Genomic DNA, 22,365 nt, shown 5'->3' with positions numbered 1-22,365 from the left:
CCAAGCTCTTTGCTACAATCGGGTGCGCCGCTTATGCGGCTTTTGGTGTTTACGCACGTCACGCCTTGGAGGCTTTCATGCTTATAGATTCCCTTGCAACCGTCGTACGGGCTTCGCATGCGCTCGACGACATCACGTCGCGTCTCGACAACGGCGCCGACGCAGCTTTGGGCGTCGCCTCTTCGGCGCGCGCGTTCGTCACCGCCACGCTGTTTACCATGCGCCCCGCTTGCTATCTGGTTGCCGTTCCGGGCGAGGAGGCGGCCGAAGGGTTCGCGCGCAGCGTCGCCGCCTATGTCGGCGACGAATCTGTTGCGCATTTCCCTGCACGAACTGATTACCCCTTCGTACCCAAAGAGCCTCGTGCACGTGAAGTCTCGAACCGCGCCCGCGCCGCCTGGGCGCTTCAAAGCGGCACTCCTATGGTCATCGTCGCAAGTGCGGCCTCTATGATCAGGTGCTTGCCGCCGCACGACGCTCGCGCCTTCGCGCCGCTTCGCCTGACAGCGGGGTCGGAATGCATCGACCTGACTTCGGGTGAGGTGCTTGACTTCGAGGGCACCGTTGCGGCTCTTGTGTCGCGCGGCTACGACAACGCTGGTGAGCTCGGGGGCCCTGGCACGTTCTGCACGCGCGGCGGCACTATCGACGTGTTTCCGGGCAATTCCGTCTATCCCATCCGCATTGATTTCTTTGGTGATGAAGTTGACGAGATTCGACGCATCGTGCCCTCGACCGGTCAGACCATCTCGTCGCTCGATGCCTTCGACGTGTATCCGGTGCGCGAGTATCGCCTTACGTCCAAGAACGTCAAACGCGCTCAGAACGCCATCATGAAAAAGGCCGAGACCGACCCTGTTTGGCGCGAACTGTTCGGAAAACTCCAGTCGGGCGGTGATTTCGATGGCGCGGACGCACTCTTGCCGCATTTGTATGCAAAGGTCGAAACGCTGGGAGATTACGCAAGTTCCGATGTGCTTACCGTGCTCGACGAGCCGCGCAGCCTCATCGATGACGCATCGCATGCGTACGAAGATGCAACCGAACGTGCCCAGGGCAGCCATATTCCCGTAGACGGCCTGTACGTAGATTCTTCCAAGCTGAGCTTTGGACAGGGAACGCGCCTCACGTTGGCATCCATCATGCGTGTCGGCGGTGTCTTGGACGCGGAGCTTCCCGTCAAACGAACCGATATCGCCGGAGATGCGGACAAAATGATCGCGCGTATCCGTGGTCTGGTGGATCAGCGCTACACCGTGGTGTTCAGCGTGCCTAACGTCCGCGCACGCGAGGATATGAAGCTCCTCTTCGTCGACAACCAGCTTCCTATTACTGAAGTGCTCGACTCCATGGCGGGCAAGCAGGCGCTGTTGCGCCCCGGCGTGGTGAACGTGGTCGACGTGGATATCCCGTTGGGCATGATCATCCCCAAAGCCAAGCTCGCGCTCATCTCCATCCATGACACGCAGGGGCGCAATTCAAGCATCCGCAACCGCCGCCGCATCGATATCACCGAGGTCACGTTCCCGTTCAAACCGGGCGACTACGTGGTGCATGCCGCGCATGGCGTTGCATTCTTCAAGGACCTCGTGCGTCAAGAGGTGTCGGGCGTCATGCGCGATTACCTGCTGCTCGAATACGCCGAAGGCGACAAGCTCTACGTGCCGGTCGAGCAGCTTGACCGCGTGACACGCTACGTGGGGCCCGAAGGCTCGAGCCCTCGTCTGACGCGCTTGAACACGAGCGACTGGTCGCGCTCGCTTGCCAAGGCCCGCAAAGCCACCAAGCAGCTAGCGTTCGACCTGGTAGATGTGTACACGCGTCGCGCTGCCGTGCAGGGGTTCCGCTATTCCGCCGATACGCCGTGGCAACATGAGATGGAGGAGTCGTTCCCGTACGAGGAAACGCCCGACCAGCTGACCGCTATCGCCGAGGTCAAGGCCGATATGCAATCCTCAAAGCCGATGGACCGCCTCATCTGCGGCGACGTCGGTTTCGGTAAGACCGAGGTGGCTTTGCGCGCCGCGTTTAAGGCCGTGCAGGACGCCAAGCAGGTCATGGTACTGTGTCCCACCACGATTCTGGCGCAGCAGCACTACACCACGTTCAAAGACCGCTTCGATCCGTTCGGCGTGGTCGTCGAGGTACTGTCGCGTTTCCGCAGCCCCGCCAAGACCAAGGCGGCGCTCGACGGATTCGCATCGGGCAAGGTGAACGTGCTTGTGGGCACACACCGCTTGCTATCGCGCGACGTGAACCCGCACGACCTGGGCTTGGTCATCATCGACGAGGAGCAGCGCTTCGGCGTGCAGCATAAAGAGCAGCTGAAAAACCTGCGCGAACAGATCGACGTGCTCACGCTTTCGGCCACGCCTATTCCGCGTACCATGTAGATGAGCCTGTCCGGCGTGCGCGATATGAGCCTCATCCTCACGCCGCCCGACAACCGCCGTCCGGTTGAGGTGCACGTGGGCGAATGGGATGTCGACGTGGTGTCCATGGCGATTCGCCGCGAGATTCAGCGCGGCGGCCAGGTGTATTACGTGAGCAACCGCGTGCGCACCATCGAGGAGGCCGTCTCCCGCGTAGGCGAGGCAGCCAACGAGGCGCGTGTGGGCGTAGCGCACGGCCAGATGAGCAAAGAGCAGCTTGAGCGCGTGATGGAGGACTTCTCCGCCGGTAAGATCGACGTGCTGGTTGCCACCACCATCATCGAGAGCGGCATCGACAATCCGCATACCAACACGCTCATCATTGAGGACTCCCAGCGTCTGGGCCTGGCTCAGATGTACCAGCTCAAGGGGCGTGTGGGCCGCAGCTCCCAGCAGGCGTACGCCTATTTCATGTTCCCCGAGTCGGTGAGCCTGACCGAGGAGGCGACGGCGCGTCTGGAGGCCATCAACGAACATCGCGACCTTGGAAGCGGCATGCGTATCGCCATGCGCGACCTTGAGATTCGCGGCGCGGGCAGCCTGCTTGGAGCCGAGCAGAGCGGCAACATGAGTGCGGTGGGCTTCGACCTGTTCGCCCAAATGCTTTCCAGTGCGGTTTCGGCCGCGCGTGAGGGCAGGGGAGCGCAGGAGGACGCGCTGCCGCCCGCTCTGTCGGATATTGTGGTCAACCTGCCCGTGCACACCTACGTGCCCGAGGAATACGTTCCTGATGCTGACGAGCGCGTGCTTCTGTATCGTAAGCTCGCGTGCGCCGAGACGGTGGGCGTCGTGGACGAACTCGAACGTGCCACGGCCAGCTTTCATGGCGAGATGCCCCAAGCCTGTAAGAACATGTTCGCCAAATCGCGTATTCGCGCCTGGGCGAGCGAGCGAGGCGTGAAAATCGTGACCGTGGTGGCGGGAAAGCTCAACATTGAACCCATCGCCGTGCCGCGCGACATGATGACGCCGCTGCGCCGCTACGGCGGGCGCTATATCCAGCAAAGCCGCAAGCTGAGCCTTCCGTTGAAGTATTTCAATCTCAAGGAAGACGACAGCCTAAGCGATGCAGTCTGGAACTTCTTGCAAGAGCTTTCGAAGGAAAGGGACTAGCGGTTTGGCGACCGAATCCGACAAAACGAAGCCTCTAAGGCGCAGCGTAAAAGGGAAGCGCCCCGCCGCATCGGGACGCGCTTCCCGTAAGGTCTCGCGTGCTACCTCAGGAAAAGCCCCTCGCAAGCGACCGGGCGCCGCATCGGCGGCAAACGCGAAATCTGGCTCGTACGCAACCGTCAAGCGCTTTGCTCCCGTTGCTGCGGCTCTTGCAATCGTCTGCCTGCTCGTAGCCGTCTTCGCCACAACATGCTCGCGCCATGCTATCCCCGAAGGCCCCACGCTGCCTGCGTACATCACAGACGACATGCTGGAAGCAGCGATGGACATGCAGGATAAATATGGACATCCTGCCGGCTGCACGATTGCGCAAATCATACAAGAAAGCGGCGCTGGCGATACGCCTTCTGCACTGGCCGCGCGCGACCATAATCTGTTCGGCATGAAGTGGGATGACTACTACGCCGACAAGAAGGGCGTCGTGGGCCCCGTGGCGTGGGATACGAATGAGGAATACGACGGACAGATCGTCGGGATTTCAGGCACGTTTATCGCGTTTACTGACGATGTGGCGTGTATCAAATTCCGCTCAAGCGTGTTCCTGCAATCGGAGCGCTATCGCACCAATCCCGTTATCCAAGAGGCCATTGAGACCGGATCGTCGGCCACCATGGCATACGGTCTTGCCGATGCCGGCTGGGCAACCGACAGCTCCTACGCCGATTCGCTTGTCGCGCTCATGGACGAGTACGACCTGTACCGGTTCGACAAATAACCCTGAGAGTGTAGGGCCGTATTTGCTCCATAATCAAATACTGTATGGCTCTTGGCTTTCTGTCAGACCGTGCCACTCTCACGTTTGTCTACTTATCGCAACATGCAAGTAGATATGAATGGCTCTTGACTGTGTGGCTGGCTGTGTCGGTTCTCGCACACACAGCTTTCGCGATTGCCGGCATTACGTCGCGTAACGATTTGAAACATTCCCGGAAAAATGTTTGCATTTGAGTATCAATTAGGCGTACGATTCCTTCAACATATTCAATGACTTCGCGTTATGAGGAGGCAACATGAAACTTGCGGTTCCCACCATGGGACAGGGCGGCACCGAGGCGCAGCGCTCCGGGCATTTCGGCCATTGCGACAACTTTACCGTCTTCGAAATCGAGAACGGCGAAATCAAAGGCACGTCTATCGTGGAGAATCCGCCTCATGAGGAGGGCGGATGCATGCGTCCCGTTGGTTTGCTTGCAGACGTCGGTGCTGATGCTATCGTGGCTGCGGGCATGGGCATGCGCCCGATGATGGGCTTCGCAAATGCCGGTATCACCGTATATTTCGACAATCAGACGCCCAAAGCGGGCGATGTCGCGCTTCTCGCGTCCGAAGGCAAACTGCCTGTTATGGGTGCCGATCAGGCCTGCCATCATTAAGTCGCTCCTGCAATACCCTCAAAATCAATGAAGGCTGCTCACTAACGAGCAGCCTTCATTTTATGCTTCGGCGACAAGATCAGGAGCAATCTGTGCAATGTTTGCTTCCACCAGGTCGATTGCCTCACGCGGGCAAGCGTCCACGCAGGCCCCGCACCCGATGCAGAAACGCGGCTCGTAATCGAGCGTGCCGTTCTCCGGCGACGCCATGCGCGCGCCCGTCGGACAGCATTTGGTGCAATCGAGGCACTCGACGCACTGCGCAGCGTCGGTTTCGCTCACCACGATCTCGGCGTTCGATGCGGTTTCAGGATGCGCGACCACAGCCTCAAGAAGCATGCGCCTGCGCGGCTGAAGCGTACGCCTTGAGCGTCCGTTCTCTGCGAACTGGTTGATGATCTCGCCGTCAAGCAGGTTCAGCTTCTCCTGCATGCGCTTGCGTTCCTTCTTGCGATACAGGTCTTTCAGCGTGTCAGAATTCTTCAAGCGTCGCTTGCCGGTCACGATATCGATCGCATCGCCCTTGATGCTGTCGAACGCCTCGCGGCGGCCGAACTGCGACACCTCCGCAGCCGGGGACACATCCTCGAGCTCGGGAATCTCGCGATCCCAATGGACCTCGCCGCCGGTCCACTCTTCAGCAAGTTCGATAGCGCGCGAGAACAACATTTCGCCACGCCCCGGAGCCTTCTCGCAGTCATCGCAATACTTAAGGTCGCATGCCAGGCACAGCGGGACGTTCTGCGCCAGAAGAAGCGTCCAAAGCTCGGGCGGCACGCAGGCAAGGCAGGGGAGAACGGTCACGTTCTTCGCGGGCGTGAAGCCGGGAAATACGTTCTCTTTGCAGGTCAGATACACGACGTCGCCACGCATAGCGACCTTGCGAAGATGCTCGTACAGCGCATGCAGCGAATTGGAAGACGACGTGAAGGCATCGCACACGCCCATGCATACGCAGCATTTGGTGCACAGCCCGCTGTCGATCACAGGCGTACTGGTTTCGCTCTCAAAGGAAATTGCCGACACGGGGCACGCGATGCGGCAGCGTTCGCATTCGGCCCCCGAAGGGCGAACGCAGAACTCGGGTGCGACGATCATCTTCATGGCATCGTTCCTTTCCAGATTTTGTCCGAACGGATTATAGCGAATCGACTGGCTGAATATTCAGGAAAGACCGGCGGCTCAGCAACAAAACGAGGGGCTGCGCAGAGCCCCTCGTTCAGAATCTTGTCTATGAGCGCGTTAATCCTGCAGCGCTTCCATGACCTTCAGGGTGTAATCGATGCGGGCGAGCACGTCGGCGCGGTCAAGCAGCTCGATGCTCTCGAACAGAGGCGGGCTCACCATGTTGCCGCACACGGCCACGCGCAAAGGCTGGAACAGGGCCTTTGCCTTCATATCCAGCGGCTCGCACAGGGCGCGGCACGCCTCCTGCATGGGGTCGCACTCCCACGCCTCTGCGTTCGCAAGCACCTCGCGGCACGCCTTGAGGGCCTCGTCGGCTCGGGCGCCGTCCTTGAGGAGCACCTTCTTCACGCTCTTGGGGTCAAGTTCCACATGGGAACCCCAGAACATGTAGGGGAACTTCTCGGCGGCATCGGTCAGGCGCGTCTCGCGCTCGGCCACCAGGGGATAGAGCTTGGCGTACCACTCGGGTCGTGCGTCGACGTCGGCCTCGCCCGCAGCAAGCTCTTCATCAACGAACGGCGCGACTTCGGATTCTGCCACCGTACCGTCAGCGACGAACGCCCGCAGCTCCTCAAGAGAGGCAGCCTCATCGGCGTTTGCGGCCGCACGCGTACCGGCAGCGAACGCCTCCGCCAGCCACGGACGCGAGAGCTCCACCCACTCGGCAGCGTCCATCTCCTTGATGTACTGGCCGTTCATCCACTCGAGTTTGGTCTCGTCGAACACGGCGTCCTTCTTGGTCACGCGGTCCAGGCTGAACTCGCGGCACAGCACGTCGCGCGGGATGATGGTGGTTTCGCCGTCAAGGCTCCAACCCAAAAGCGCCAGGAAGTTCACCATGGTGTCGGGAAGGAAGCCCTGCGCCTTGTACTCTTCGACGCTCGTGGCGCCGTGACGCTTGGACAGCTTCTTGCCGTCGCCGCCCAGAATCATGGAAAGGTGAGCGAACGTGGGCACGGGCAGCCCCAGCGCCTCATAGATCAGAATCTGGCGCGGAGTGTTGGACAGGTGGTCATCGCCGCGGATGACGTGGGTAATCTGCATGTTGGCATCGTCGCACACCACGGCGAAGTTGTAGGTGGGCGTGCCGTCGGTGCGCACCAGGATCATGTCGTCCATGACGTCGGCGGGAAAGCTCATGTGGCCATACACGGCGTCGTCGAACTCGATGGGGCCGTGGTCCAGCGGCACCTTGAGACGCCACACATGCGGCTCGCCGGCTTCGATGCGGGCCTTCGCCTCGGCAGGGTCGAGGTCGCGGCAGGTTCGATCGTAGCCTGCATACGCCTCGCCGGCGGCTTCGGCCGCTGCGCGCTTGGCATCCAGCTGCTCTTTAGTGCAGAAGCAGGGGTAGGCCGCGCCGCGCTCGATCAGCGTGTCCAACGCCGCTTTGTAGGTGTCGAAACGCTGCGTCTGGTGGTAGGGGCCGAATTCGCCGCCCACCTCGGGGCCTTCATCCCAATCCAGGCCCAGCCAGCGCATGGCGCGCAGGATGATCTGCGTGTTCTCCTCGGTGGAGCGCTCAGGGTCGGTGTCTTCGATGCGCAGGATGAACTTGCCGCCCATGGCGCGGGCGAATGCCCAGTTGTAGATGGCCGTGCGCGCGCCGCCGATATGCAGCTTGCCCGTGGGCGAAGGCGCGAAACGGACGCGAACGTTCGAATCAGTCATGGTAATCCTCTCGATTACGTGCGGATATATGTCAGCTGCGGGTAAGCCGCATGCGGTCGGGTCAGGTGCGCTGCCTAGGCCGCGCGCGAAGGCCCGCTACTTAACAACTTACCTATGATAAGGCAAACCACACAGCCCGCAACCGTGACAGCGAGCCAAATGGCGCCCATCCCCATCCAAAATTCAGGCGGATACATGCAAATGAGCAGCGAATCCCATGAGAAAGTCCACGTGCCCGCTGCGAAGAATAGCGAATGGAATGCCGCGAAGAAACCGTTGAAATCTACAGCCACCCATGCCGCGAGAAGTGCGAACGCCACGAATACGCCTGCGCCCGCGCCGCCAAGCACCCGTCCAAGAGCGCGTTTGCCACCGCGGAACGCCACGGCGATGCAGCCCGCATAGGCGATGAGGGCAGCGGCAAAGAGCCACGGCTTCGCCTGTTGAATCACGTCGTACACGTCATCGAGGTGTGAGAGCGCGTCAGGCGTAAGCGCATAGGGCTCTTCCTCGGCAAAAGAGAGCCCGTATTCCGCCATAATCAGGTCTTCCTTGGTAGGATCGACAGGCTGGGTATCGCGCGAGGTGGTGATGTAGGTGTCGTACAGGTTGAGCCCCTCAGGCAACGTGCGCCCGTCTGCCTGGGCCGATTGGGCCACCGCGTCCATGGATGTGTAGAGGGCGTAGCGATCGTTGTCATTAATCGTGTAGTGCTTGGCCGCCACAGCAGCCACCACGAGCTCCTCCTTGGTGTAGGGCGAATCTGCATCGTTCGAAAACGCCTGCGAGAGCATGCGCGTGGGCAAATCAAACGCCGCGCACGCCACGAATCCCATGGCTACAAGCGTCACTGCTAGCGTAATGCCAGACACCACCGAAAAAACGGCGTCGATGGGGGAGCGCTGAGCGTGTGAATCGTTACGCATCCAGGTCCCCGCAATCCACCCACAAGGTCTGCGACGTGATGCCGCGCGTCTTCTTGCAAATCACCGGTTCAGGCCCCAGGCGGCTGAACACGCCGGTGAAGCGCCCGTTATACAAGTACAGGCCGGAGAGGTTGTTATACAACGCCACCTCACGCAATGCGTCCTCGGGATCGCCGTAGAGCGCAAGCGTCTTGGTTCGGAACGGCGTGCAATAGCGTTGCACGATGAACGGCGCGCCGGCGGCCTCATTGGCGTAGCGGTCCACGATGCCGGCCCATTCCTCGTCAGTAAAATCGACGCCGGCATAGACGTCTTTACTGCCGTAGGCATCGGTGGGTTTGATGATCCATTGCGCTCGCGTGGCTTTCACGTTTGTCACGTCGACATGCGCGTCGTCCAGAAAGCTCGTAAAAGGCACGGTCTCGTCCACGAAGGCATTTTCTTCGTCGCTGAGAATCGCGCGCGTCTCGGGCATGAATAGCACCTGGAAGATCTGCTTGTCGTGCACGATATGGCCGGCAAAGCTGCCGATGAGGGCAACCTTGCGCTCGCGTACCGCCTGGATAAGGGGCTGGCTTTCTTCCCAGTGTTCGATGATGTCGTTGGTCACGCTGCGGCGCCACACGGCGTCGATGGGAGCGCTGTCGCGCCCGAAGAAGGCTTTCTTGCCCACCAGGCGACCGTCCTCGAACGCCAGGTCTCGAACGTCGTAGACCGAGCACTCGACGCCGCGGCTGGCGAAGAGCTTAGCGAAGATCTTGAACTCCTCAGTGATGGCGTTTTCCAGGAAGTCAACGATAGCTATGTGGGGATGCTCCACCTTGAAGGCATACGTGTCGTAGATGGAGAGGAACTCATCCACCCAGCCGGGGAAGAGCGCGTCGTCGCAGGTCTGGATGGTATGGCGCTTGGCGAACTCACGCAAAGGCGCGGCGTTCGCGACGGAGGCACCGATCTCGCGGTTCTCGTTCATGCCGCTGGAGCCGTCGCCGTTGAACTCGCAGAATGTAGCGTCCAGGGTGTTCTCATCCAGGAACAAATCCACGCGCGCAAAGGGCAGCATGGCGTCGTAATCGCGGGGGAGCAGGATGAGGTCCACCAGGCGCTCGTCAAAATCGAAACATGCGCGGTAGGCGGGGTTTTTCAGATACTCGCGCATGACCTTGACCAGGATGTGGTACGAGGTTTCGGCGATGTACTTGAAGCGGTCGTACGTGGCGCGATCATAGAAACGTGGCACGAAAGAGGAGTCAACCACGACGCCATGATAGATGGCCGTGGACTGCTCCATATGGGCGCGCGCCGCAATGCGCTCCGCCGCGCACCCGCCCAACGAATCGACGATGGACAGATATTCGTCGGTATAGGCGGCGTTTTGCGTAGCGGGAGCCGAAGGAATTTCAGAAGGCATGAGCAACCTTTCTCCAGTGCGTAAGCTTTAACAGCTAAGTATGCCAGAGAGAGCCGCCAAGATGCTGCGATGTCCGAATCGTCTCCAAGAAAGCAGAAGGCATAACTACTACTGTTTAGGGCATAAGTTTTTTCCTTTAATAGTTTTTATAACCGTATAATGGGATTACTCTAAGCAAAAGATTAGGAGAGCAAATGGCCCTCTTTGACGTTGACGCGCTACGTAACTATCTCATGGATTACTGCGGCACAGCAGCGTTTAGCGGGTTTCCCGCCGCCATTATCGATGTCGCGGAGATTGAGGACATGAGTGGGGAAGAGCTTTGCCGTAAAGCAGAGGACCTCGGCATTGACCTGCATCGGTTTGTGGTTGAGGAATAGGATGGATCCCTAATGCCACTTCACTAAAGACCCCCTAGAAACAAAATGCCGGGGAACCCCCCGGCCCTTGACAGCCCCCTCTTGCGAGACGACCTATTAGTTTATAGCAGACTTAAACTATGGTAGCAACCATGCTGCAGCAATAGAACATATGTTCTCAACAATTAAAGATTTGTCAACTTAGGAAAAGTCGCACCACTCCGGCAATTCTACGACTAAGCGTATCTTGAGAAGCAGCACATCGCATCTCCATCACTTCGGTATTGCGCCCGTTGCTGGCAAACGCTAATATGCCACTCTTGCGGGCGCATTTGACGCTCGCTTGACATATCCGTTTATCAAGAGCCGGGGGAGAGAGTTGGCTCGTTAATCCCGGCACCAACCAGAGGGCTCTTAACCCCCCCACGGTGGTCCCGCCAACATCGATGAAGGAGGCATATTTTCTATGACCCAATCACGTTCATACCTGTTCACTAGTGAATCTGTGACCGAAGGCCACCCTGATAAAGTGTGCGACCAGATTTCGGACGCCATTCTCGACGCCATCCTCGCCAAGGAGGCCGAGCTTGAGGCCGCCGGCTACGTTGCCCCTAATGGCCAGCCTGCCGACCTGTCTAAGGTTCGCTGCGCCTGCGAGACCGTGGCTACCACCGGCACGGTGTTCGTGTCCGGAGAGATTCGCACCCAGGCCTACGTGGACGTTGACCGCATCGTGCGCGGCGTGCTGCGCGACATCGGCTACGACCGCGCCAAATACGGTTTCGACTGCGACACCTGCGGCGTGCTGAACTCCATCCACGAGCAGTCCGCCGACATCGCCATGGGCGTCGACGAGTCCTGGGAGGCCCAGCATGGCCAGGCGGTTGACGAGCTGGACGAAACCGGCGCCGGCGACCAGGGCATGATGTTCGGCTACGCCTGCGACGAGACGAGCACGCTTATGCCTATGCCCATCTATCTGGCGCATCGCCTTGCCGAACGCCTGACCGAGGTGCGCAAGAATGGCACCTGTCCCTATCTGCGTCCCGACGGAAAGACCCAGGTCAGCGTGCGCTACGAAGATGGCGAACCCAAGTGGGTCGAGAAGATTCTCATCTCCACTCAGCATGCCGAGGACGTGGACCACGAAACGCTGCAGACCGAGCTGGTCAAGCACGTAATCGAGCCTGTCCTTGAGGCCGAGGGCGTGCACCGCTCGCCTGAGCTAGAGATTTACGTGAACCCCACCGGGCGCTTCGTCATCGGCGGCCCCATGGGCGACGTGGGCCTCACCGGCCGCAAGATCATTGTGGACACCTACGGCGGCATGGGCCGTCATGGCGGCGGCGCGTTCAGCGGCAAGGACTGCACCAAAGTCGACCGCTCTGCTGCGTACGCCGCACGTTGGGTCGCAAAGAACGTAGTGGCCGCAGGCCTGGCCAGCCGCTGCGAGGTGCAGGTGGCTTACGCCATCGGCGTTGCGCGTCCCGTGAGCGTGATGGTGGAGACATTCGGCACTGAGCGCGTTCCCGTGGAAGACATCGAGCGCGCCGTGGAGCAGGTGTTCGACCTGCGTCCGGCCGCTATCATCCGCGACCTCGACCTGCGCCGTCCCATCTACCGCAAGACGGCCGCCTACGGCCACTTCGGCCGCGAGCTCCCTGAATTCACCTGGGAGCGCACCGACCGCGCCGACGCCCTGCGCGAAGCGTGCGGGTTGAAGTAGGCGATTCCTCGCCAAGAGCCTGTGTTAACGCCAACGTTGTCATAAGCCCGGCTTGCCGCCCAGCGAGCCGGGCTTTTGTTTGCACTGCAGCACGAATTCGCATTGTTTGGAGCCGTGGTTCCACGTGCCTCGCCGCCGGGCCCTGCTGCTATACTTGAACGCATGAGAACCGCTTCAGTCATACTTGACATACAAACCCAATCGCTCGATTCGCCCTACACCTATGCCATCCCCGACGATATGGATAGCGCGGCGGTAGGATGCGCCGTACTGGTTGAGTTCGGGCGCCGCCGCGCTGTGGGCTATATCATCGCCATCAACGAGGTGGGCGAGCAGCCTTCGTCTGCTTCCGCCATGTCCGCCGGGGCGTCTTTCGGATCCTCAGGGACCATTTCCGACGGTGGGAACAAGCGCACGGAGCCTGCTGTGCGCTCTGTAGCATTTCACGATGAGAGCGAAGCGTTGCCTACGTCGCGCGACATTCGTAACGTTGAGCTCAAGCCTCTCCTTGCCGTGCTGTCCGACCCGTATTTCGATGAATTCGGCGCACGCCTCATCCAATTCATCGCCCACGAATACATCGCTCCTTTGAGTTCGTGCGTCCACTTGTTGACCCCTGTTGGACGTGCCCCCAAGGTGGTTAAGCGAGGCGACGAATGGGAGCTCCAGAAACCCGCGAAGCGCCGCAAGAAGAAAGACGCCCAGCCGTCCGAAATTATCTCTGATGAGGAAATCGCCCGCAGCGCGAAAGAGCGCGAGGCATTCGACCTCACCGAAGGTCAGTCCGAGGCGATCGGCGCCATCGAAGCCAGCATGCATCGCGCGACGGGCGAGTGCGTCGTCGTCGACGGCGTGACAGGCTCCGGCAAGACTGAAGTATATCTGCGCGCTATTCGCGCGGCGCTCGAGCACGGCCAAGGCGCTATTGTTCTGGTGCCTGAGATTGCGTTGACCCTCCAGACCGTCTCTCGCTTCGAAAGCCGCTTTGGCGACACGGTGGCCGTCATGCATTCGCGCATGACCGGCGGCGAGCGCTACGACCAATGGCAGGATGTTGCCTGCGGACGCAAGCGCGTGGTGGTGGGCGCCCGAAGCGCCCTGTTCTGCCCGATGAGCAACCTGGGACTCGTGGTGATCGACGAAGAACACGAAAGCACCTACAAGCAGGAAAGCGCACCGCGCTACCATGCGCGCGACGTTGCGGCTTGGATGGTCCGCAAGCTGGGAGCCACGCTGGTGCTCGGCAGCGCCACGCCGTCCATCGAAACACTGTGCCGCACCACCTACGACCCCACATGGCGTCGTGTAAGCCTGCCGGGACGCGCCAACGGCAAGCCCATGCCCCGCGTGCGCATCATCGACATGGCTCGCGAGTTCGGCACCGGATCGCGTTCCATGTTCTCTCGCGACCTGCAAAGCGAGTTGTTTGCCGCGCTCGACGCCGGCCACAAAGCGGTTTTGATGCTCAACCAGCGCGGATTCGCCAATTTCTTGTTGTGCCGGGAATGCGGCTACGTGCCCGAATGCCCCACCTGCTCGGTGTCGCTCACGTACCATGACCGCGGCAATATGCTGGTGTGCCACCACTGCGGCTATCGCATTCCAGCGCCGCCCGTGTGCCCCACATGCGGCAGCCCCTATCTCAAAAAGTTCGGCGCCGGCACCCAGCGCGTCGAGGCCGAGCTGCTCAAGCTCTTGGGCGAGCATGGCTACGTGTGCCGCTTGAGCGATGGGGAAGAACCGATTGATCCAGTGGCAAATTCTTCATCAGCGGCTTTCGCGAACGATGAAAGCCAACCCGACGTGCGCGTCATTCGCATGGATTCTGACACCACGTCGTCGCGCGATGCCCATGAGCGGCTGCTGCGCGAGTTTGCCAGGCCTGGCGCCGCCGTGCTTCTGGGAACCCAGATGATCGCCAAGGGCCTCGACTTTGACGAGGTGGTGCTCGTAGGCGTCATCAATGCCGACACACAGCTGCGCCTTCCGGATTTCCGATCAGCCGAACGCACCTTCGACCTGGTGGAACAGGTGGCAGGCCGCGCCGGTCGCGGCAAGCTGGATGGCCAGGTGCTTGTTCAGACGTACATGGCAGACGCCGTTGCCATTCAGGCGGCCGCAACATACGATCGCAAGCGCTTCTTGTCCGGCGAGCTGCCTAAACGCCGCATGTTGGGTTATCCGCCTTATATGCGCCTTGCCAACATCCTCATCTGGGGAGAGGACGCAAACGAGGTGCGCGAGGTCGCGCTTGAGCTTGACGCGCGCGTGAACGAGGTCATTCGCGATATCGTGGGCCCCGATTGGGTTTCCCTTGGTGCTGCGCCTTGCGCAATCGAGCGCCTTCGTAGCCAGTACCGCTGGCATATTCTAGTTAAGGCTCCGCGTGACGCCGACATCGCCCGCCTGGTGGAGCCGGTCATCCGAAAGCGCCGCGCCCATAAACGCGTCAACGTCGCCTGCGATGTCGACCCCTTCAGCCTTTTATAGGCCTGCGATGAGTCGTGCAGCTTTGGTAGTCCTGTGTGCCGCCTGCGAAAACGTGCATGAGCTCTGCTATACTCCCGAATCGGCATATTGACGCTCGAATCAGCGCTGGGACGCAGTAGCTTATACGGCAATACGCGTTAAGCCAACCATGCTGGCGCTTATCGAGCTTAAGGTATTTTGAAAAGAGGACATATGGCATTCGATACGCTGAAAGTGGTCGTCGCGCCCGACCCCGTGCTGGAAACCCCGTGCGAGGAGTGCGACCTGGCTGATAAAAGCCTGAAGAAGCTCGCCAAGCAGATGGCCAAAACCATGTACAGGAACAACGGCTGCGGTCTTGCCGCCCCACAGGTGGGCGTCAGCAAGCGTCTCGTGGTCATCGACTGCGACCAGGACGACGGCGAACAGAATCCCATCGTGATGGTGAATCCCGTCATCGTGGAAACGCGCGGCAGGCTGGTCACCGAGGAGGAGGGCTGCCTTTCGTTCCCCGGAATCTCCGTTCCCATCACGCGCCACGAGTACGCTGTGGCTCGCTACTTCGACCTTGAGGGCGAGGAGTGGCAAATCGAGGGCGACGGGCTTCTGGGCCGCTGCCTCCAGCACGAGATCAACCACCTTGACGGCAAAACCATGCTCGACGTGTGCGAGCTGTCCGACCGCATCAAGGCCATCCACGACTTCGAGGAAGCCAAGAAAGCGGGCGCCAAGCCGGGAGAGACCAGCGTCAAGTAATCGTGAAGCGCCCCGCAGCCTCAAAGGCCCGCGGGGCGCCGTCCGAAGATTGGAGGCGCCATGCGCGTCGTATTCATGGGAACGCCCGATTTCGCAGCGAGCATCCTGGACGAGCTCAAAGAGCAGCACGAAGTGATTGCCGTATACACTCAGCCTGATGCCGTGCGCGGTCGCGGCAAGAAACTCGTCCCATCGCCGGTCAAGGAGCTCGCCCAGAGCGCCGGCATCCCGGTGTTCCAGCCCACGTCGCTTCGCACGCCCGAGGAGCAGGACCACCTTCGCGAGTTTGCCCCCGACATGATTTGCGTAGCGGCATACGGCAAGATTCTTCCGCAGGAAGTCCTCGACATTCCTGAGTACGGATGTCTGAACGTCCATGCGTCGCTTCTGCCCAAGTATCGCGGGGCGGCGCCCATCGAGCGCGCCATCCTTGCGGGCGACGAGCAGACCGGCGTGTGCATCATGCGCATGGAGGCTGGCATGGACACGGGCGATTATTGCATCTGCCGCTCGTGCGACATCGGCGACATGAGCTGCAAGCGCCTCACGGCCGAGCTCGCCGAGAAGGGCGCCTATGCGCTGCTCTCGGCCATGTATTCCATCGAACAGGGCAATGTGTACTGGACGCGCCAGGACGAATCGCAGGTCGCGTACGCGCCTAAGATCGAGAAGGGCGAGCTCAACTGCGATCCGGCCGATACGGCCGTGACCAACCTCCGGCGCGTGCAGGCGTCGAGCGACGCGCATCCCTCGAAATGCTCGATCGCAGGAAAGGGTGTGACGATTATCGCCGCGAAAGCCGCGGGCGAAGACCTCGACAAGAGCAATGCGCCCGACCAGGGCAAAGTCGTCTTCCAGGCTAAAAAGCTGTATCTGGGGTGCGCCGACGGCCCCATCGAGATTATCGAGATCAAACCGGACGGCAAGAAGGAGATGTCCGCCGCAGCGTTTGCAAGCGGCGTTCAAGGCATAAAAGCAGGCAATGTGATTTGGGAGCGAATGTAAATGACAGATTCCACGAACACCGGGCATAACGGCGAGGGCCGTCCCCGTTCCGGCGGGCACAATCGCGGCGCTTCGAACCGTGGCGGCAAACCCGGGTTCTCCAAGGGTAGGGGAGCGGGCGGCTACGGTCGCAAGAGCGGCGATTTCCGCGGCAAACCGCGTGACAACCGCGGACGCGACTTCGGCGACAAGCGCGAAGGCGACCGCGACGGATATCGGGGCGACCGCAAGCCTTTCAGCAAGGACGGCAAGCGTAGCTGGACGCCCACCGACAAGCAGGGCGGCAAGCAAGGATTCCGCGGCGACCGTAAGCCGTACGGCAATGACGAGGCCCGTGGGTTCAAGAAAGAGCGATCGTTCGACAAGGGCGATTCCCGCGATTTCAAGCGCTCGTCCCGTGACGGTTTCGAGAAGAAGGGCTTCGGCCCGCGCGACGGCAAGCGCTTCGACGACAAGCCTCGCTTCGATAAGCCGCGCCGCGACGGCGATTCGTTCGATCGCGACCGCAAGCCGCGTTTTGACCGCGATTCCAAACGTGATTTCGAAGGCAAAGAGGGCGCTCCTCGCGGCGAGAGGCGCTTCAACGACCGCAATGGCCGCAATGACCGTCGCGGTCACGACGCCGGCCGCGGGCATCGCAACCCCGTGCTTTCTCCCGCCCGTCAGGCAGCTTGCGCCATCGGACGCGAGGTGCGCGAGCGCGACGCGTTCGTGTCCGAGGTCATTCCCGGCGTCCTCGCCCAGTTCGAAGGCATGTCCGCCGAGGATTCAGCCTTCGCTACCAAAATCGCACGCGGCGTGACCGCGACGCTCGGCACGCTCGACGAGTTCATCGATCGCAATCTCAACTCGCCTGACGACATCCAGGATGATGTGCGCGACGCTCTGCGTGTGAGCGCCTACGAGCTCCTCTTCCTGGGCAAGGCCGATTACGCGGCTGTCGACCAGGGCGTCGAGCTGGTGTGCTGGGTCGCTCCTAAAGCGGGCGGCTTGGCCAACGCCGTGCTGCGCAAGATGGCCAAGAGCGCAAAGGCGTTCCCGTTTGGACGCCCCAACCTGAGCCTTCAGGTGCTCGCGCGCTCGCAGGCGTTCCCGCTGTGGCTTGCCAAGCGTCTCATGAACGAAATGGGCCTGCAGAACGCTACCACGTTCATGCGCGCCTGCAACGCCGACGCACCGGTCCATATCGCCGTCAACGCCATCAAGGTGAACGACGTCGAAGAGATTATTGAGGTGTTTGACCAGGCCGGAAGCTTGCTTACGCCCGTCGAGGACGTGCCCGGCTGCTACCAGGTGGTCAACACGCGCGTGCTTGCCAAGCCCGAGGTCCGCTCGCTGTTCGAGCAGGGCAAGGTGCTGGTGTCCGACGCATCCGCCCAGGCCGTAGCGACGCTTGCCTGCCCCGACCACGACATCGAGGCATTCCTCGAAATCGGCAGCGGCCGCGGTACCAAGACCATTCTTCTGCAGAGCGACGCCGTGCGTGCGTTCGGTCGCACCGTTCCTATGGTGTCGGTCGACGACCACGGCTTCAAGGCCGAAATCCTCGCGAAGCGCGTTGCCGCCTACGGCATCGAGAGCGTACGCCCTGTGAAGGCCGACGGCCGCACGCTGTCGACCGTTATGCCCGAGGCCAGCTTCGACGCCGTGCTGCTCGATGCGCCGTGCTCCGGCGTGGGCACGCTACGCCGCCATCCGGAAATCCGTTGGCGTCTCACTGAGTCTGATGTGACCGCCATGGCAAGCACCGAGCTGGATATGCTCATCGAGGCGGCGAAGATGGTCAAGCCTGGCGGCATTTTGACCTACGCGACGTGCACGGTATTCCACGAAGAGAACCAGCAGGTGGTAGAGCGATTCCTGAAGACCAAGCTTGGCGAATCGTTCCAGGAAGAGGCGCGTCTCGAGCCCGTGCTGACCGCGAAGGGTCCCGACGCCCACTTCGCCGTGCGTCTGAAGCGCGTTCGATAGAGCGCTTTCCTGCATTGCGCGCGCGTGAAGCGTATCTACCAACGCACTTGCGTCTCGGTAGCTAAGAAAAGGGCCTCGGTCGTGACCGAGGTCCTTTTGCATGCAACGTTATCCCGCGAGCTACCAAAGCTCGTTCACGTCCACGCCCTCAAGTTCCAGCAAATAGCGCTTGACCTTGATGCCGGCCGCATACCCCACAAGCTTGCCGCCCACGCCGATCACACGATGGCAGGGAACCACGATGGGCAAGGGATTCTTGTTGTTGGCCAGCCCGACAGCCCTGAAGCCCTTGGGGCTGCCTACGGCCTCGGCGATCTGGGCATACGTGCGCGTCTCGCCGTAGGGAATCTTCTTGAGCTCATCCCACACATTCAGCTGAAACTCGGTTCCCCGGGGGTCAAGGGGCAGGTCGAACTCGCGACGCTTGCCTGCGAAATATTCCTGAAGCTGTGTGGCAGCGGTGTTGGTGAGAGCGCTGGGGCGCTTCGTCGCGCCTTCGATAGCGTGAGGACCAAAAAGAATCCTCGTCAATCCTTTATCGTTCGCAACGATAGTGAGTCTTCCCAGCGGCATGGTATAAACGAAGTAATTCACAGGGATACGACACCGCCTTTCAGAACAGACCCCATGCGACGCATTCGCCATGCGCTGACCGCGCAGACATATTTTGTCGTACCCCGATTATAGAGCGGTATCGTCGCGTAGTCGAAGACGTCTCTATGGATATTCCAAATCGCGACGGTATTCGGCGCGCGTGGAGCGGGTTGCGCTAGAATGGAGCCAGATACCGCCGAAAGAAAGGTCCCTGCCATGTTCACTTCGCCCAAAATCGCACCTTCCATCCTTTCCGCCGACTTCATGAACATGGAGCGCGACGTCGCCGAAATCGAGGCAGGCGGTGCGGCGTTCGTACACGTGGACGTCATGGACGGCCATTTCGTCCCTAATCTCACGCTGGGCGTTCCGTTCGTCAAGCAGCTCAAGAAGGTCACGAACCTGCCGCTCGACGTGCATCTGATGATTTCCAATCCCATCCAGCAGCTGCCCTGGTTCCTTGAGTGCGGCCCCGATATGGTATCGGTCCACGCGGAAGCGCTTGACGAGCCCACGGGCGAGTTCGACCGCGCCATCGACATGATTCACGAGGCGGGAGCGAAGGCATGCCTGGCGCTCAAGCCCGACATGCGCGCAAGTGTGGTGGAGCCCTACATCGCCAAGCTGGACATGGTGCTGGTCATGAGCGTGTATCCCGGATTCTCTGGGCAGAAGTTCATCGAGGGTACCGAAAAGAAGGTCGCCCGCGTGGTCGAGATCGCGCGCGCAGCCGGCGTGGCCCCGCTTATCGAGGTCGATGGCGGCTTGGGCGTGAACGACGCAACCCGTGCCGTCGCTGCCGCCGGCTGCGACGTGCTTGTGGCGGGTAGCGCCTGCTTCGGACAGGCCGACCGCGCGGCCGCCATCGCCGGCATTGCCGATACCGCCGCGCAAGCGCAGCAGTCGGGCTTCGTCGCGCCCTGGGAAGGCCGTGACGCCTAATGCCGGCAGCTTCGTCCGCCCATGCTCGACATATCATATATCTGGACAACGCCGCCACCACGCCCCTGTGCGAGGAGGCGGCGCAGGCGATGCGGCCGTACATGACGCCCGGCATCGAGGGCACATTCGGCAACGCCAATTCGCTCCACGCGATAGGGCGCGATGCCTTTTCGGCGCTCGAAGAGGCGAGGGCATCCGTGACGCGTGCCCTGCGCGCGCAAAGGCCTGATGAAATCGCATTCACGTCGGGTGCGACGGAAAGCGATAACGCCGCGCTGATCGGCATCGCGGTCGCCGCGCGTGAGAAAGCGCGACTCAAGGGAGGCCTTTCAACGGGCGGAAGAATCGCCATCACGCGCATCGAGCACGATGCCGTCCTCAACGCGACCCGACTGCTCAAAGACCTCGGATTCGCAATCGATTTCATCGACAACGACCGCAACGGCCGAATCACCCTGGATACGCTTGCCGCCGCGCTGCACGACGACACGCTCCTGGCAAGCGTCATGACGGCCAACAACGAGGTGGGCACCGTTCAACCCGTGAAAGAGCTGGCCGCCTGCGCCCATGAGCACGGCGTCCTGTTCCATACCGACGCCGTACAGGCGTTGGGAAAGATCGAAGTCGACCTTTCGGGCTCGGGCGTCGATGCGGCATCGTTTTCGGCGCATAAAGTGCGCGGCCCCAAAGGCGTCGGGGTGCTCTACCTGAAAGCCGGCACGCCGTTTAGGCCCTACATGGCCGGAGGAGGCCAGGAGCGGGGGCTGCGCAGCGGCACGCAGAACGTGGCGGGGGCTGCAGGATGCGCCGCTGCGATCGCGCGTGCCGTCGAACGCCGCGAAGCGTACGCCAATGTCACCAAACCCGTGCGCGACTACCTATATACGCGCCTGTGCGAACTCCCAAAAGTCGCGCCCAGCGTGTCGGTGGAGCCCGGTTCTGACGACTTTTTGCCCAACATCGTGAACGTATGCGTGAAGGGCTGCGAATCGCAAACGCTCATCATGCAGCTCGATATGCGAGGATTCTGCATTTCGGGCGGATCGGCATGCTCCTCCAACTCGCTCGATCCGTCGCACGTGCTCTCGGCGCTCAGCATCCCGCGCAACCTTGCGCAAGGGTCGTTGCGTATCTCGCTGGGAGAGGACGCGAGTATCCAGCAGGCCGATTTGTTCATTGAAGCGTTCAAGGAGGTGGTAGACGCGTGGAGCTGATAACCATGCATACCCATTCCACGTTCTGCGGCCATGCGTTCAACACGCTCGAGGAGATGGTGGAGGCTGCGTCGCAGGCCGGCATCACCGCGATGGCCGCGACGGAGCATTTCCCGCTTTCGCCTGCGTTCAAGGAATACAGCTTTGCTAGCATGCCCATGAGCAAGCTTCATGACTACGCCGCTGCCGTCCGAGACGTCCGTGGGCGATATCCGCACATGCAGATTCTCCTTGGCTGCGAGCTCGACTGGCTGGGCGAGAACGAGGACCGGGGAATCACGCCCGACTCGTTTGCCGATTACGACATCGTGCTGGGTTCGGTGCACTTCATTGACGGCTGGCTGTTCAACAGCTCGCGCTGCAAGGACCGCTGGACCGACATCGACCCAGATGAGATTTGGGAGCGCTACGTCGACCTGTGGTGCGAGGCCGCCGCAAGCGCCATGCCCTACACGGTGATGGCGCACCCTGACGTGATAAAGAAGTTCGGCTATTATCCGAAACGCGCGAAGCTTTCGGGCATGTACGACCGCATGGCGGAAGCGGCCGTAGCGGGCGGACGCATGGTCGAGGTGAACACCTCGGGCAAGTTCACTGCGTGCGGTGAATACTATCCGTCGCTTGACCTGCTGAAGCGTTTCCAGCAAGCCGGCGTGAAATGCACGGTGGGCACCGATGCGCACCGTGCCGAGCATATCGCACGCAACATCCGCGAAGCGTATGCCTTCATGCATGAAGCAGGGTACCGCGAAGTCGCCGTGCCGCTTGTGGGCGGCGGCGTACGCATGATGCCCATCGAGTAACGCATGGGCGCCCATCGGCCCGCCTCGCACATAAAAGCAGATAATCTCGGGTAGACACATGTGGTCGCAATACTAGAGGAGGCTCATCATGGCAATTAAAATCGAATCCTCGCTGAGCGTGACCAATTCGGGCACGTTGCTCGGACATGAAGAGAATCGTAGCCTGTCGATAGGGGAGCTTACGCGCAGACTGGAGCTCATGTTTCCGCCGCATGACGCCGAAGACTGGGATCGCACCGGCCTCTTGGTGGGTGATTCGTCCGAAGGCGTTGCAGGCGTCTCTGTGGCGCTCGACCCCACGCCCAAGGCTGTCGAGCTTGCACAGTCCAGCGGATCGAACGTCCTCTTGACG

At 61.0% G+C, this 22,365-nt stretch carries 19 protein-coding genes; 14 read left to right on the top strand and 5 right to left on the bottom strand.

All coding sequences use genetic code 11. The features are described from left to right. Window positions 1–77 precede the first annotated feature (77 nt). From Q0J60_RS03930 to Q0J60_RS03915, 4 genes are all read left to right on the top strand, one after another. On the top strand, window positions 78–2,393 hold the full coding sequence (locus Q0J60_RS03930) for a DEAD/DEAH box helicase (RefSeq protein WP_294438943.1): 2,316 nt from the start codon (window positions 78–80) through the stop codon (window positions 2,391–2,393). Then, window positions 2,394–3,545: a helicase-related protein gene (locus tag Q0J60_RS03925; RefSeq protein ID WP_294438942.1), complete on the top strand. Its 1,152-nt coding sequence runs from the start codon at window positions 2,394–2,396 to the stop codon at window positions 3,543–3,545. Between the two features lie 4 nt (window positions 3,546–3,549). Then, entirely contained in the window at window positions 3,550–4,320 is a 771-nt protein-coding gene (locus Q0J60_RS03920) for a glucosaminidase domain-containing protein (RefSeq protein WP_294438941.1), read from the top strand. Between the two features lie 295 nt (window positions 4,321–4,615). Further along, complete coding sequence (locus tag Q0J60_RS03915; protein ID WP_294438940.1) at window positions 4,616–4,978, top strand: NifB/NifX family molybdenum-iron cluster-binding protein; 363 nt, start codon at window positions 4,616–4,618, stop codon at window positions 4,976–4,978. Between the two features lie 60 nt (window positions 4,979–5,038). On the opposite strand, the gene Q0J60_RS03910 is transcribed toward Q0J60_RS03915, so the two are convergent. From Q0J60_RS03910 to Q0J60_RS03895, 4 genes are all read right to left on the bottom strand, one after another. Further along, on the bottom strand, window positions 5,039–6,082 hold the full coding sequence (locus Q0J60_RS03910; protein ID WP_294438939.1) for a 4Fe-4S dicluster domain-containing protein: 1,044 nt from the start codon (window positions 6,080–6,082) through the stop codon (window positions 5,039–5,041). Between the two features lie 138 nt (window positions 6,083–6,220). Further along, window positions 6,221–7,837 (bottom strand): glutamate--tRNA ligase, encoded by a 1,617-nt coding sequence (gltX, locus tag Q0J60_RS03905; RefSeq protein WP_294438938.1) that lies wholly within the window; start codon window positions 7,835–7,837, stop codon window positions 6,221–6,223. Between the two features lie 74 nt (window positions 7,838–7,911). Further along, complete coding sequence (locus Q0J60_RS03900) at window positions 7,912–8,763, bottom strand: DUF1461 domain-containing protein (RefSeq protein ID WP_294438937.1); 852 nt, start codon at window positions 8,761–8,763, stop codon at window positions 7,912–7,914. Then, a complete protein-coding gene (locus tag Q0J60_RS03895) occupies window positions 8,756–10,174 on the bottom strand; it encodes a carboxylate--amine ligase (protein WP_294438935.1) in 1,419 nt (472 codons plus the stop codon). Before Q0J60_RS03895 ends, Q0J60_RS03900 begins: the two co-directional genes overlap by 8 nt. Window positions 10,175–10,368: 194 nt before the next feature. Here Q0J60_RS03895 and Q0J60_RS03890 point away from each other — a divergent pair, with 194 nt between their 5' ends. From Q0J60_RS03890 to Q0J60_RS03865, 6 genes are all read left to right on the top strand, one after another. After that, window positions 10,369–10,554 (top strand): hypothetical protein, encoded by a 186-nt coding sequence (locus Q0J60_RS03890; RefSeq protein ID WP_294438933.1) that lies wholly within the window; start codon window positions 10,369–10,371, stop codon window positions 10,552–10,554. A 445-nt stretch (window positions 10,555–10,999) separates the two neighbouring features. Beyond that, complete coding sequence (gene metK, locus Q0J60_RS03885; protein WP_294438931.1) at window positions 11,000–12,259, top strand: methionine adenosyltransferase; 1,260 nt, start codon at window positions 11,000–11,002, stop codon at window positions 12,257–12,259. Window positions 12,260–12,421: 162 nt separating this feature from the next. After that, complete coding sequence (priA, locus tag Q0J60_RS03880; protein ID WP_294438930.1) at window positions 12,422–14,749, top strand: primosomal protein N'; 2,328 nt, start codon at window positions 12,422–12,424, stop codon at window positions 14,747–14,749. 192 nt (window positions 14,750–14,941) lie between these two features. Continuing rightward, entirely contained in the window at window positions 14,942–15,484 is a 543-nt protein-coding gene (def, locus tag Q0J60_RS03875) for a peptide deformylase (protein WP_294438928.1), read from the top strand. A gap of 60 nt (window positions 15,485–15,544) precedes the next feature. Then, window positions 15,545–16,489, top strand: a complete 945-nt coding sequence (gene fmt / locus Q0J60_RS03870) for a methionyl-tRNA formyltransferase (protein WP_294438927.1) — start codon at window positions 15,545–15,547, stop codon at window positions 16,487–16,489. Then, window positions 16,490–18,460: a transcription antitermination factor NusB gene (locus Q0J60_RS03865; RefSeq protein WP_294438926.1), complete on the top strand. Its 1,971-nt coding sequence runs from the start codon at window positions 16,490–16,492 to the stop codon at window positions 18,458–18,460. A 120-nt stretch (window positions 18,461–18,580) separates the two neighbouring features. Here the strand turns inward: Q0J60_RS03865 and Q0J60_RS03860 are convergent, their stop codons facing one another. Further along, entirely contained in the window at window positions 18,581–19,054 is a 474-nt protein-coding gene (locus Q0J60_RS03860; protein WP_294438925.1) for a methylated-DNA--[protein]-cysteine S-methyltransferase, read from the bottom strand. Window positions 19,055–19,270: 216 nt separating this feature from the next. Here Q0J60_RS03860 and rpe point away from each other — a divergent pair, with 216 nt between their 5' ends. From rpe to Q0J60_RS03840, 4 genes are all read left to right on the top strand, one after another. Continuing rightward, on the top strand, window positions 19,271–19,996 hold the full coding sequence (gene rpe / locus Q0J60_RS03855) for a ribulose-phosphate 3-epimerase (RefSeq protein ID WP_294438924.1): 726 nt from the start codon (window positions 19,271–19,273) through the stop codon (window positions 19,994–19,996). Then, window positions 19,996–21,210 (top strand): cysteine desulfurase family protein, encoded by a 1,215-nt coding sequence (locus tag Q0J60_RS03850; RefSeq protein WP_294438923.1) that lies wholly within the window; start codon window positions 19,996–19,998, stop codon window positions 21,208–21,210. The genes rpe and Q0J60_RS03850 overlap by 1 nt, the downstream gene beginning before the upstream one ends. Beyond that, on the top strand, window positions 21,201–22,013 hold the full coding sequence (locus Q0J60_RS03845; protein ID WP_294438922.1) for a histidinol-phosphatase: 813 nt from the start codon (window positions 21,201–21,203) through the stop codon (window positions 22,011–22,013). The genes Q0J60_RS03850 and Q0J60_RS03845 overlap by 10 nt, the downstream gene beginning before the upstream one ends. A gap of 88 nt (window positions 22,014–22,101) precedes the next feature. Next, on the top strand, window positions 22,102–22,365 hold a 264-nt coding region (locus Q0J60_RS03840; protein ID WP_294438921.1), incomplete at its 3' end, for a Nif3-like dinuclear metal center hexameric protein.

This window comes from uncultured Slackia sp., assembly GCF_944321625.1.
In the GTDB taxonomy this organism is placed as follows: Bacteria; Actinomycetota; Coriobacteriia; order Coriobacteriales; family Eggerthellaceae; genus Slackia.
Note: the sequence above shows the minus strand (reverse complement) of the source record. Positions and strands in the feature narration are given on the sequence as shown.

Coding starts and splice junctions, on each gene's coding strand:
- fmt (WP_294438927.1), top strand. CDS start 15,545: ATGCGCGTCGTATTCATGGGAACGCCCGATTTCGCAGCGAGCATCCTG.
- Q0J60_RS03890 (WP_294438933.1), top strand. CDS start 10,369: ATGGCCCTCTTTGACGTTGACGCGCTACGTAACTATCTCATGGATTAC.
- Q0J60_RS03930 (WP_294438943.1), top strand. CDS start 78: ATGCTTATAGATTCCCTTGCAACCGTCGTACGGGCTTCGCATGCGCTC.
- def (WP_294438928.1), top strand. CDS start 14,942: ATGGCATTCGATACGCTGAAAGTGGTCGTCGCGCCCGACCCCGTGCTG.
- Q0J60_RS03910 (WP_294438939.1), bottom strand. CDS start 6,082: ATGAAGATGATCGTCGCACCCGAGTTCTGCGTTCGCCCTTCGGGGGCC.
- Q0J60_RS03865 (WP_294438926.1), top strand. CDS start 16,490: ATGACAGATTCCACGAACACCGGGCATAACGGCGAGGGCCGTCCCCGT.
- Q0J60_RS03895 (WP_294438935.1), bottom strand. CDS start 10,174: ATGCCTTCTGAAATTCCTTCGGCTCCCGCTACGCAAAACGCCGCCTAT.
- metK (WP_294438931.1), top strand. CDS start 11,000: ATGACCCAATCACGTTCATACCTGTTCACTAGTGAATCTGTGACCGAA.
- gltX (WP_294438938.1), bottom strand. CDS start 7,837: ATGACTGATTCGAACGTTCGCGTCCGTTTCGCGCCTTCGCCCACGGGC.
- priA (WP_294438930.1), top strand. CDS start 12,422: ATGAGAACCGCTTCAGTCATACTTGACATACAAACCCAATCGCTCGAT.
- Q0J60_RS03925 (WP_294438942.1), top strand. CDS start 2,394: ATGAGCCTGTCCGGCGTGCGCGATATGAGCCTCATCCTCACGCCGCCC.
- Q0J60_RS03915 (WP_294438940.1), top strand. CDS start 4,616: ATGAAACTTGCGGTTCCCACCATGGGACAGGGCGGCACCGAGGCGCAG.
- Q0J60_RS03900 (WP_294438937.1), bottom strand. CDS start 8,763: ATGCGTAACGATTCACACGCTCAGCGCTCCCCCATCGACGCCGTTTTT.
- rpe (WP_294438924.1), top strand. CDS start 19,271: ATGTTCACTTCGCCCAAAATCGCACCTTCCATCCTTTCCGCCGACTTC.
- Q0J60_RS03850 (WP_294438923.1), top strand. CDS start 19,996: ATGCCGGCAGCTTCGTCCGCCCATGCTCGACATATCATATATCTGGAC.